The 12,547-nt window shown below is 59.8% G+C and carries 8 protein-coding genes; all 8 read right to left on the reverse strand.

Going from position 1 to position 12,547, the window contains the following annotated elements; all coding sequences use genetic code 11:
- A complete protein-coding gene (locus tag ACFVTG_RS02600; protein ID WP_390277706.1) occupies positions 1-1,500 on the reverse strand; it encodes an N-6 DNA methylase in 1,500 nt (499 codons plus the stop codon).
- 246 nt (positions 1,501-1,746) lie between these two features.
- Positions 1,747-2,802, reverse strand: coding sequence for a transposase family protein (locus ACFVTG_RS02605; protein WP_390277708.1), 1,056 nt, complete (start codon positions 2,800-2,802; stop codon positions 1,747-1,749).
- Between the two features lie 384 nt (positions 2,803-3,186).
- Positions 3,187-4,986 carry a hypothetical protein gene (locus ACFVTG_RS02610; protein ID WP_390277711.1) on the reverse strand — a complete coding sequence of 600 codons (1,800 nt, stop codon included), beginning with the start codon at positions 4,984-4,986 and terminating at the stop codon, positions 3,187-3,189.
- A 1,050-nt stretch (positions 4,987-6,036) separates the two neighbouring features.
- Positions 6,037-7,719: a hypothetical protein gene (locus ACFVTG_RS02615; protein WP_390277713.1), complete on the reverse strand. Its 1,683-nt coding sequence runs from the start codon at positions 7,717-7,719 to the stop codon at positions 6,037-6,039.
- Positions 7,720-8,151: 432 nt separating this feature from the next.
- Positions 8,152-9,126 (reverse strand): class 1b ribonucleoside-diphosphate reductase subunit beta, encoded by a 975-nt coding sequence (nrdF, locus tag ACFVTG_RS02620; protein ID WP_284754833.1) that lies wholly within the window; start codon positions 9,124-9,126, stop codon positions 8,152-8,154.
- Between the two features lie 118 nt (positions 9,127-9,244).
- A complete protein-coding gene (nrdE, locus tag ACFVTG_RS02625; protein ID WP_284754834.1) occupies positions 9,245-11,392 on the reverse strand; it encodes a class 1b ribonucleoside-diphosphate reductase subunit alpha in 2,148 nt (715 codons plus the stop codon).
- Positions 11,393-11,403: 11 nt separating this feature from the next.
- Positions 11,404-11,874 (reverse strand): class Ib ribonucleoside-diphosphate reductase assembly flavoprotein NrdI, encoded by a 471-nt coding sequence (gene nrdI, locus ACFVTG_RS02630; protein ID WP_284754836.1) that lies wholly within the window; start codon positions 11,872-11,874, stop codon positions 11,404-11,406.
- A gap of 56 nt (positions 11,875-11,930) precedes the next feature.
- Positions 11,931-12,173, reverse strand: coding sequence for a glutaredoxin-like protein NrdH (nrdH, locus tag ACFVTG_RS02635; RefSeq protein WP_028267421.1), 243 nt, complete (start codon positions 12,171-12,173; stop codon positions 11,931-11,933).
- Positions 12,174-12,547: the final 374 nt, after the last annotated feature.

The raw sequence follows: 12,547 nt of genomic DNA on the forward strand, positions 1-12,547 counted from the left end.
TCAACCACCGACGAGCTCCTTCAGCTCGGCCATTCCCAGAACGATTTCCTGCTCAAGCTTCTCCAGATCGGCAATGATCTCGACCGGCTCCTTATGGTCAATCTCTTCGTGCTCAACTTCTTTGTACCTATTCAGCGACAGGTCGTAGCCGTTTGCGGCAATTTCAGATTTGGGAACGACGAAGGACTGTTCGGTGCGCGCCCGGTCGGTCTCCGTCGTCGTCCGCTGCTGCCAGCGGGCCAGAACGTCGTCAAGGTCTGAGGTTTCTAGCGGCGTGCGCTTGTCGTCAAGGCTGAAGCCGTCCGCAGTCACGTCGTAGAACCAGACGTTGTCGGTGCCGCCGGAGTTCGTCTTGGTGAAGAACACGATCGCTGTGGAGACTCCGGCATAGGGTTTGAAGACGCCGGAGGGGAGTTTGACCACGCCGTCGAGCTTGTGGTCCTCGACCAGCATTTTCCGCAGCGCCTTGTGCGCCGTGGAGGAACCGAACATCACGCCGTCGGGAACGATAACCGCGGCCCTGCCACCGGGCTTGAGCAGCCTTAGGAACAGGGCTAGGAAGAGGAGCTCCGTCTTTTTGGTCTTGACCAATGAGAGCAGGTCCTTGGCGACGTTCTCGTAGTCCAGGCTGCCGGCGAACGGGGGGTTGGCGAGGATGACGTCGTATTTTTCTTCCTCGGAGCCGTGCAGGTCGGCCAGCGAGTCCCGGTAGGTGACGTCGGGGTTTTCGACCCCGTGCAAGAGCATGTTCATGGAGCCGATGCGCAACATTGTGCTGTCGAAGTCGTAGCCGTGGAACTGGTTGTGGTGGAAGAACCGGCTCAGCTCCGGAGTGGTCAGTAGGTTCGGGTTCTGCCGCCGAAGGTACTCCCCTGCTTGGACCAGGAATCCGGCGGTGCCGGCGGCCGGGTCGCAGATGGCCTCCAGGGGCTGTGGCGCTGTCATCTTCACCATCAGGTCGATAATGTGCCGGGGCGTGCGGAACTGTCCGTTAGTGCCTGCGGAGGCGATCTTGCCGAGCATGTATTCGTAGAGGTCGCCCTTGGTGTCGCGCTCGTCCATGGGGATTTCATCGATGATGTCGACGACCTTTTCCAGCAGCCCGGCGTTGGGGATGGTGAAGCGGGCGTCCTTCAAGTGCTGGGCGTACGAAGACTCCTCGCCGCTAGCCAACTGAATCAAACCGGTGCGCAGGAACGGGAAGATATGCTCGGCGAAGACGGTGTACATCTCGTCGCGGGAGAAGTTCTTGAACTTACTCCAGCGAAAGTCCTGGTACGAGCGGCCCTTCTCATCCAGACCGCTGGGGAAGACCGGGTTTTCGACCTGCTTGCCGGTGCGGTTGGCTTTGTTCTCCGCCCGCGTCTGGTTCTCATCCAATCGCTTCAGGAAGAGCAAATACGTGATCTGTTCGATCACTTCCAGAGGGTTGGAGATGCCGCCGGTCCAGAACGCGTTCCAGACCTTGTCTACCTGAGATTTGATTTCGCCGGTTATCACCGTTCGAGTTTAGTGGGTCGGATCCACCAGCCCGGCCAACGCGTTCACGTGTGGTGGTTCAACGCACCATGCCCCATGAACCGGCGAACCATCAGCCATTCCCCACCGCTCTGAAAGGTAGCCACCCTCGCAACGTTGCCTACAACCGATATTAAGACCTACTTGCGGCCGACGCGGCCCGACGTATCGCTTCGGCGTACGGGCGATCTTCTTCCCTCTTGGCGGTGTCCAGCTCGTCGAACGGTATCAAGGCACTATGGGCAGGATCGGTCTCTGACATCCAGACCGACCAGGCATCATGTACCTCCGGGAACGTGGAGTCGTTGCCTCAGATGAAATCCTCCGGCTGCCGTAGTGGTTCCACCGTTCGTTTACGGCGGGTTTGACCGGGGCGGCCTGTTTGGCGGTGGTGACGGCTTCAATCCGGCCGGTGAGGGCAAGGATCTGCCGTGAGAGGGCGGCCGGCCTGATCTTCTTGTATTGGGCGTTCATCCGGATCACGGGCATCCGTGCCAGGGCCGGGTCGGCTGCAGCGCGCCGGTGCGGGGTTGCAGCCCGGTCATGGGTTTTGCTGACCTTGGCTGCGTGGCGGACCTTGGCTGCGTGGCGGACCTTGGCGATGAGTTTTCGCTGGGGCAACAGATAGTTGGTGAAGATCCGGTCCAGCTCCCAGATCTCGTTGAGCAGCTCCAGTTCCCCGGGTGTCATAGCGCAGGTACCGACCAGCTCACGGACCCGGGGCCAGTTCTTCTGCTCGACGTTGGCGCCGTCGTTCTTGTCGCTCGGACGGGACCGGGTGAAGGTGATGCGGTGCTGGAGGCAGAACTCGAAGAGCTCGTTGTCGATGAACTCGCTGCCGTTATCCGAATCGATGCCGATGACGGGAAACGGGAAGCCGGCGAGGACGTGCTGCAGGGCCGCGAAGACGTGCTTCTGCGCCTTGTTCGGCACGGACCGGTTCACGGTCCAGCCGGTCGCGATGTCCGTGACCGTGAGCGTGAAGCAGAACTGGCCCGAACTGTTCGAGCCCTCGTGCCCGACCAGGTCGGTCTCCACAAACCCGGGGGTGGCGTCGTCCCACTGGGCCCAGGTGCGGATCGGGATCTGCATAAGCGCCAGCAGCTTCCCCGCCGGGGCCCGCAGCACCGCCCAGCACAACACGAGTCCGTCCTGCAGGTCTGCCCCGTACACCGGGGCACGTCCCGGCCGGACCGGCCGCGGCCGCGGCGGGTCAAGCGCATGCCGCAACACCGCCCGGGCATTATCCCGGTACCAGCTAGTCAGCTCCACCAGCTTGTCCAAGGATCCGCCCCTTCCTGGCCCGGTCACCGGCCCGGTAGGACTCGGCGAGGTGCTTCGTGACAGCCTTGCGTTCGCCCATCGTCAATCCCATCCCTCAAGGATGTCCGCGCCAAACATTCCCGGACCTTTCCCATGAGGCAACGTATCCGACTATGCGGAGGTTTTTTGTGAGTCAACGCGAATCGTTGACTCGACGGATCGGAGGACCTACTCTTGCCGGGTCGAACCCGGCACTGCCCACGGTTTCAGCTCCGGGCCGACATCCTGTTACGAGGAGTTGTCGTGGCTGCAACCACGCAACAGCACAAGGAGCCACGGTAACTCGTGGCTCCTTGGTCTGTACTTCTGTTCCGCATTACAAACTAGGAACGGCGGCCACGGCCTTCAGTAGATGCCGACCCGGACCAGTGTCTCGAACTCGCGGTCTTCGAGGAGCGTGTGTCCGTTCTCCAGGCTCTTGAATTGCACCTCATGGTTCTTTGTCACCGCGTCCACATGGAAGGTAGAGATGGTGCGGCACTGTGGACAGTGCCTTACGACAAGGTACGGTCGCAGCAGGTGCCAGTGGCCATCTGGGTCAACGACGTAGAGACTGCCGCTTTCGATCTCGTTGGAAGACTCAAATGTCGTCTGGGACTTAACGACCCAATGATCGCCGACCATTTCCCGGAACGTCACTGTCGCCTTGCGGGCAAAGGAATCCCATGACGTGTCCGTCACGTATCGGAGCGGCATGTCCACCAAGAACCTTGCCTCCCGCGTCAGCGTGCGGAGGTCGTTCAGAGCGGTCAGGGTAGCGCCCTCCACGTCGACAGCGTCGACTCGCCTGTTGTGCGCTTCATCATTCCTTCGGGCGCTGAGCCTCGCACGGGCGTCGTCAACTTCTGGTATCCGGAACATGCCGCGGATGTCTGCGAGAGCGCCCTGCGCGTTAGCAAAATGCTTCGCAGTCGTCTCTTGGAGTACTGTTGCCCAGTCACCCAAGCCTGGACCGGAGCCGCCCCGGAGTTTGCGCTGGATTGCTTCCTTTGCGTTCATCTCAATGTTGGCTGCCTGGGCAAGCACCAGGGTCACTTGGGCAAGAAAAGCCAGCAACGATTCCGTTGCGTCCAGGATCGATGCGTACCCTTCGTGGGGCGTTGCCGCTCCTGACAGCGCCGCTTCCATGATCCTCCACCTGTGCGCTACCGGATAAGGGAACGCGCGTCTGACCGCGAAGTCAGGATCATCGAGGGAACGGGCTTCGCGGCTCCGCCAACGCACGTTGCGTCCTGCTTCGATGATGCGCGGCCGGGCTTCTTCGACGGAAGGATACTCAAAGATTGAGTCAATGACGGTAGCGGCTTCGTCGGACCACTCCAGGAAATTGCGCTGCGCATCCCGAAGGTTCCGCATGGCGGTCAAGATCTCCTCATCTGCGACGGGGACAACCATCTGGTCGAAGTCCCTGCCAAGCCAGAAGTCCCGGTTGAGCTTGACGTACAAACGCCTCGCCGCCGGGGATCGAAGGTAGGCGACGGCGAAGTCGATGTGTTCCACCGGAACAGAGTCACGCGGCCTAAGCACGATAATCGTCGGGCCAGCAACGGCCGGGCTACCGTCAGCAGTGTGGGTCACCACTGTGAAACCCTGCCGGTCGGAAAGCGGCGGCCTTGCGGGCGTGAGAAAGTCCCCTGCGACGAGCAGATCTCGCTGGTCGACCGCTGCCCATGATGCTTCACCGGGTCCGCCAATAGACGGAACTCCAGCGATGTCGCGTCGCGAAATGATTCGTGCTGCCCGTGGACTATCTGCCGAACAATAGTCCTCATCTCGTAGCCTCGTTCTACGGATCTCGAACAGGTCCTTCAGGGCGACAGTCCTGCCGAAGTTGGCGAGGTCATTTCTCTTGGCCTGCAGCTTAGGGTCCCGTAGTCCATGGACCAAACTGTCCCCTGCTTCAAGACCTCCTCTGAGAACGTAGCCAAACTCTGTCTGGCCGCCCTTCATACGCTGCAAGCGGGCGAAGTCGGCGATCACCCTGGGCGCGTCGGCTTCCTCCGGGCGGCCAGGCTCGAAGAACCGCGTGGTCTGGTCGGCGTAGGCAACTGGCCTGAGCCCGAGGAGGACGCATTCGAATCGGGCATGGACCCCGGGGGTTACACCCTGCAGCACAATGACGTCGGTGACGCTCCATTTAGCCATAAGCTCGGTACGAAAGGGCCGGGATCGTTCGTTCCCTACCGCCGACAGCGGCAACAACACAAATAACTGCACGTCGGCGTCGGGGGCGGAAACCGCAAGCGTAATTTCTTCATCCACGACTCGAGGACGGGCGTGCACGGGTGCCCCGTTTCGTATGACGATCTTCCTTGGTTTGGACTCGCGTGGGCGACCCCAAGGTGGAACCATCAGTACGGGACGTCGCTCGTTTAAGAACCCTTGCGCGATCGCTGGCATGGCTGCCGGAGTAACAACCTGATGCTCCCAAGATTCGGGCATCCCGGATACCGAGGCTGAAACTGGAGGGGCGTCCTCGGAACGGATGGCCACGATCTTCCGCGCCGATTGCTTGGATCCGGCCGCGAGCATGTTCACCAAGGTCACAACAAGTCCATCATCGTCCAAACTTGTGTACTCGCTGTCAGCGTTCATGTACTCCTCGTCCCCTACCGTTCAGCCATCCGGGCAGAACCACCTAAGTTTATTCGGAGCGGGGAGCCAGACAGGACAGGGGGCACCAAGGCCGGTGACTCTCGCACCCGATGGATACCGTCGAAAATCAGGGGATTGCCGCCGGCAGTCTCCATATCGAAATCTGCTTGCTCCGATCCGGGCTTGCGCGTCGACTGCCGCTAGGCTCACAGCATGACTCAGGAGCTGAGCAATGACGACTCAGGCCGCTTCCTGGTGAGCACCGCCACGGGCAGCCAGTACGTTCTCGACCTGACAGCGAGAACCATGGAACGGCACGGATCCGCTAACGCGCCAATTCCAGAGTTTCAGGACGTGGCACCGTCGCAGTTGCGCCGTGATGCCGAGGTCCTTGAACTCCTAATGCTTGAAACTTGCGCTATCGGAACACCAGCTCAATGTTGGATACAAATCCGCGACGATCACGTCCCGACCCTGCGGACAACCTCACCGGTAGTGAGTATTGAGGCTCTGCCTCCCCTCTGAAATGAGGACCAGCAGTCCCGGCAGGTTCGATCAAGAAATGTCCGCACCGGGCAGCGCTTCCCCAATCAACTGCACTCACGTGTCGACCTCCGGGATCTCGGCAGGCGTCGAGGCCATGGCCTCGAGCCCAGCAGGCTCCGCGATACCTTCGATACCCCACGCCTCTGCCACGATCGTGTCGTTCGGCTTCATTCGCGACGGGCTGAAGATCACAAACGGCTGCCCGTTGGCAGGTCGCAAAGTGACCTGCCTCCCTGCCCCTACGCCGTCTTTGACTGCTTGGAGGTGTTCGCGGGCATCATCGGCGATCAGACGTGGATGGTATATCCGCATGTCATCGAGGAGGATCTTCTCGCCAAGTAGTGTGACACTCCAGTCCAACTCGGTGTAGATCAGGTGGCTACCGCGTTCACCCAGCAGCGCCTTGGTCCCGTCGTCGAGGCCGCCATCCAACGTCACCTCGAGCTTCTTCCTGTTCGGTACGGCGACGCTTCGACCCTCCAGCATCCGACGTACCACGCGGATCCAAATCCGCTCGTGCGCCCGGGGCAGGGAATTCGGGAACCCAAACTCAATGTTTAGTTGGGCTTCCAAGTATGCGAGGTCATCGATCAGTGCGTGGACTGCTGATCCGGGAGCCGAACTGGGTGTGAACTGGGGGCAGCTCAAGGAAGAGGTGTGCCCGTTCGAACTCATTTCCACTGTTTCCGCCGCGGATAGGGAGTCGAGGAAGGAGAATGCTTTCTTCACCTCTTGGGCGGAGTAACCCTGTGGTTCACAGCGCATCGTCACGTGGGCCGGTTGCCTCCTGTCGTCGGGGAAGCGCCAAACGTGGTGGAGTCCCCCAGGGAATCGGCACTCCAAGGCTTCGCCCTTTGCACCTGCTGCTACGGCAATGACTTTTCCTCGAAGAGTAGCCAAAGCCCGGCCGGCTTTGTTCATGCTGACCAGCTTGAGATCATCATGAATCAGTGACGGGGCACCGGGGTGAATATGTACTTCGCCCGGGCCCTTCGTCTCTGCAAACCACTCCGGGCCCACCGTGGTGAACGCCTCCACAACGTTGCTTGGCAATATCAAAGGTTCGACGGGCCCATACGCGAGCGTGTCCTCGTACTTCGCCCGCAACTCGGCGTCATCCGGACCGAATGCCGTGGACAAGACTATAGACAGGGGCTCCCGCTCCGAGGCGTCCGGCCTTTTCGGATAAAGCGTTTCGATGTACCTGCCCGATTTATACGTGATGCCTCGTCCCCAGTAAGCACTGGAACCATCTGCACGTTGGGCCAGCCTGGCGGCTTCGGCCGCCAAATCCCCAGGCCTGCTCAAGACAGCAGCTTCACGCCCGACAAGTGCGAGAGCACTCATCGCAACATCCCGGGTGGCCCAGTCATGCACCTCCGGGTAGTCGGCAAGCAACAAGTTCAATTCGGTCGCGCCGATGAAACGAATCTTGACGGGCCGACCGTCTCGCATAGCGGAAACAACTTGCCGCTCCGGAATCGTAACGTTGGCCGGCACCACCAATGTCCATACCGGAGGCTTCAGCATCATTGCAGATTCGAACGAGCTTCGAATCTGGTCACGACGTTTTCGGTAGTTACTGGAGAAGCCTTCACGGAACCACTTCAGCTGCAAAATCTCTACCAATTCGCCACTGGCTGCGTCACGTACATCGATGTCGATCCCGCCGTCGCCGCCGCGTCCGTCAATGGCCTGGGCAACATGCCCTCCCCTGTTTCGGTCACGAACAATCAATGACTCTGCAGTCGAGTTGAAGTCCGTCTCCAGGATCGTCCTCCAGTCGATTGACGACTTTGAGCTCATGACCACCTCATCTTTCGAGATTTAACACAGCTTCGTGAGCATCTGAGCTGGCCTCCGGAGCGACCGAAGGCGGGCCTACAGATCCACGGGAATTGATCGTGGTCGTTAAGAGTTGCTGCCTCCGGCGCAGGAGCGACGGAGGCAGCAACACATTTTACGAGCCGACTGGGGTTGGTCGAACAGCGTGCCGAACTGAGAAGTGGCCAACTATTTGTCCCAAAAACCCCCAAAAGTGGCCAACTACCCTGTCAATTGGCCGAGTAGGTTGTCCACTGGCCAACTAAGTTGTCAAAATGGCCAACTATCTTGGCAACTCACAACAAACGGTTGGTCAGGCGGCGGCGTAGCCGCACACAGACCGAACTAGAACTCCCAGTCCTCATCCTCAGTATTAACCGCCTTGCCAATCACATAGCTCGACCCCGATCCCGAGAAGAAGTCGTGGTTCTCATCGGCATTGGGTGACAGGGCCGACAGGATGGCCGGGTTTACGTCGGTGACGGAGGCCGGGAACATGGCCTCGTAGCCGAGGTTCATGAGGGCCTTGTTGGCGTTGTAGTGCAGGAACTTCTTGACGTCCTCGGCCAAGCCGACGCCGTCGTACAGGTCGTGCGTGTACTGGACCTCGTTTTCGTACAGCTCGAAGAGCAGCTCGAAGGTGTAGTCCTTGATTTCCTGGCGCTTCTCCTCGGAGACCTTTTCGAGGCCCTTCTGGAACTTGTAGCCGATGTAGTAGCCGTGCACGGCTTCGTCGCGGATGATCAAGCGGATGAGGTCTGCCGTGTTCGTGAGCTTGGCACGGGAGGACCAGTACATCGGAAGGTAGAACCCGGAGTAGAACAGGAACGATTCCAGCAGCGTGGACGCGACCTTGCGCTTGAGGGGATCGTCGCCTTGGTAGTAGTCCATGACGATCTGCGCCTTCTTCTGCAGGTTCTCGTTTTCGAGGGACCAGCGGAAGGCGTCGTCAATCTCCTTGGTGGAGCACAGGGTGGAGAAAATCGACGAATACGACTTTGCGTGTACCGACTCCATGAAGGCGATGTTGGTGTACACGGCCTCTTCGTGCGGGGTGATCGCATCCGGGATCAAGGAAACGGCGCCAACCGTGCCCTGGATGGTGTCCAGCAGGGTCAGGCCCGTGAATACCCGCATGGTGAGCTGCTGCTCCTCCGGCGTCAGGGTGTGCCAGGACTGGACGTCATTGGACAGCGGGACCTTCTCCGGCAGCCAGAAGTTGTTAACCAGGCGGTTCCAGACCTCCACGTCCTTGTCGTCCTGGATGCGGTTCCAGTTGATCGCTTCGACGTGGCTAAGCAGCTTGACCTTCTCGGTCATTTCGTCCCCTTAACGTATGTGTTCTTTAAGGTAAGCGTACGACGCCGGGCGCTCACCCGGCGTCGTACTCTTCAGTTTTGAGGCGCGGCGGCTGCCGCAAATAAACAACCGCTATCGGTTACAGCATGCAGGAAACGCAGCCTTCTACTTCGGTCCCTTCCAGCGCGAGCTGGCGGAGGCGGATGTAGTAGAGCGTCTTGATGCCCTTGCGCCATGCGTAGATCTGCGCCTTGTTGATGTCGCGCGTGGTGGCGGTGTCCTTGAAGAACAGCGTCAGGGACAGGCCCTGGTCCACGTGCTGCGTGGCGGCAGCGTAGGTGTCGATGATCTTTTCGTAGCCGATCTCGTACGCGTCCTGGTAGTACTCCAGGTTGTCGTTGTCGAGGTAGGGGGCCGGGTAGTAGACGCGGCCGATCTTGCCTTCCTTGCGGATTTCGATCTTGGCTGCCACCGGGTGGATCGACGACGTCGAGTTGTTGATGTAGCTGATGGAGCCCGTGGGCGGCACGGCCTGCAGGTTCTGGTTGTAGATGCCGTGCTCCATGACGGAAGCCTTCAGCTCGCGCCAGTCATCCTGCGTGGGAATGTGGATGCCGGCAAAGAGCTCGCGGACGCGTTCAGTCTCCGGGGACCATTCCTGCTCGGTGTACTTGTCGAAGAACGTGCCACTGGCGTACGTGGAGTTCTCGAAGCCGCCGAAGGGCTGGCCGGTCTCGATGGCCAGCTTGTTCGAGGCACGCAGCGCGTGGAACAGCACCGTGTAGAAGTAGATGTTCGTGAAGTCCAGGCCCTCTTCGGAACCGTAGTGGACGTGCTCACGGGCAAGGTAGCCGTGCAGGTTCATCTGGCCCAGGCCGATGGCGTGGCTCTGGGCGTTGCCCTGCGCGATGGACGGCACCGAGTTGATGTAGGACATGTCCGACACCGCGCTGAGGGCACGGATGGACGTCTCGATCGACAGGCCGAAGTCCGGGGAATCCATGGTCTTGGCGATGTTCATCGAACCAAGGTTGCAGGAGATGTCCTTGCCGACCGTCTCATAGCTGAGGTCCTCGGCGTAGATGGACGGCGTGGAAACCTGCAGGATCTCCGAGCACAGGTTGCTCATGGTGATCTTGCCGGCGATCGGGTTGGCCCGGTTCACGGTGTCCTCGAACATGATGTACGGGTAACCGGACTCGAACTGGATCTCCGCGAGGGTCTGGAAGAACTCGCGGGCGCTGATCTTGGTCTTCTTGATCCGGGAGTCGTCCACCATCTCGTAGTACTTCTCGGTGACCGAGATGTCGGAGAACGGAACACCGTAGACGCGTTCGACGTCGTACGGGGAGAAGAGGTACATGTCCTCGTTCTTCTTGGCCAGCTCGAACGTAATGTCCGGGACCACGACGCCGAGGGACAGCGTCTTGATGCGGATCTTCTCGTCGGCGTTTTCACGCTTGGTGTCCAGGAAGCGGTAGATGTCCGGGTGGTGGGCGTGCAGGTACACGGCACCCGCACCCTGGCGGGCACCGAGCTGGTTGGCGTAGGAGAAGCTGTCTTCGAGGAGCTTCATGACCGGGATGACGCCGGAGGACTGGTTCTCGATCTGCTTGATCGGGGCGCCATGCTCGCGGATGTTGGTCAGCGAGAGGGCCACGCCACCGCCGCGCTTGGACAACTGCAGCGCCGAGTTGATGCCGCGGGCGATCGACTCCATGTTGTCTTCGATGCGCAACAGGAAGCAGGAGACCAGCTCACCGCGCTGGGCCTTGCCGGCGTTGAGGAACGTGGGCGTGGCGGGCTGGAAGCGGCCGTCGATGATTTCGTCGACCAGGCGGCTGGCCAGTTCTTCGTTGCCGCGGGCAAGGTGCAGGGCAACCATGCAGACACGGTCTTCGTAGCGCTCCAGGAAACGCTTGCCGTCGAAGGTCTTGAGCGTGTAGGACGTGTAGAACTTGAAGGCGCCAAGGAAGGTCTCGAAGCGGAACTTCTTCTTGTAGGCGCGGTTGAACAGGTCACGGATGAAGTTCATCGTGTACTGATCGAGAGTCTCGCGCTCGTAGTACTGGTTCTTGACCAGGTAGTCCAGCTTCTCTTCCAGGTCATGGAAGAAAACGGTGTTGTTGTTCACGTGCTGCAGGAAGTACTGGTGCGCGGCCTCGCGGTCGGCTTCGAACTGGATTTCCCCGTTCGGACCGTAGAGGTTCAACATGGCGTTGAGCTCATGGTAGCCAAGGCCCTTGTAGGCCTCCGGCAATGGCTTCTTGACCTTGGCGGTGTCCATAGCGCCCTTGGTTACTTCTGTATCTGCGACAGTCGTGTCCAAAATTTTTCCAGCCCTTCGTTGACCCTTTGGACGTCTTCAGGCGTCCCCATGAGTTCAAATTTGTAGAGATGCGGGACCTTGCATTTGGCGGCGATAATGTCTCCCGCCGCGCAATAGTTGTCCGCGAAGTTGGTGTTTCCTGCTCCGATGACGCCGCGGATCAGTTCCCTGTTCTGCGGGTTGTTCAGAAACCTGATGACTTGCTTGGGCACCGATCCTTCGCCATTCGTGCCACCATACGTGGGCAGCACAAGGACGAAGGGTTCCAGTGCGAGCAGCGGCGCGTCCTTGGCATGGAGCGGGATGCGTGCCGCGTCGACGCCGAGCTTCTGGACGAAGCGCTTGGTGTTCTCAGATGTGGAGGAAAAGTAGATGAGGTGACTCCGTGTGCTGACAGCTTCAGCGTTTAGTTGAGCAGTTGCTGTTGCCAGCGCTGCCATGGGAGTCACCTCGACTACATTGGAATACTTTGTTGTTGTGGCGGAGTCCTGAAAAACTAGGCCACCGAAGCGGCAGCCAGTGCCAGCTCTTCGATCTTGTCCGGACGGAATCCCGACCAGTGGTCCTGCTCGGTCACCACGACGGGGGCCTGCATGTATCCAAGGGCCTTCAGGCGCTCGAGGGCCTCGGCATCCTGGGAGATGTCAACGCTCTGGTAGGCGATGCCCTTCTTGTCGAGTGCACGGTAGGTTGCGTTGCACTGAACACAGGCCGGCTTCGTGTAAACCGTAACAGTCATGGTCCCTGTCCCCTTTGTTGAAGTCTTTGCTCTTCGCTTTGGCAGGCCCCGACCGGAACTGATTCCGACTCCGATGCTGGCCCGCTGGCCGCCTAGGCAGCCAAACTGATCTATTCACGTCTTGCATTCATGTCTTGCGCTGGTTTCCCGCTCAATCCGTAAATCGATACTACATGTAGTGCAAGCGCCTCAGCGGAACCCCAAGATGATGTATTACAAGTATGTCATTTTACGCGCCGGTAGTCCACAGGCGCAGGGGGTAAAAATGTCCGGGAATCCGCCAAATCCAGAGACTTAATCCACACCCTGTGGACTACTTAGCCACATTTAATCGTCAGCGTGTCGCCGGGATCCCGGCGTGTCGCGGCATCCTG

This window comes from Arthrobacter sp. NPDC058127 (assembly GCF_042884555.1).
Taxonomy (GTDB): domain Bacteria; phylum Actinomycetota; class Actinomycetes; order Actinomycetales; family Micrococcaceae; genus Arthrobacter.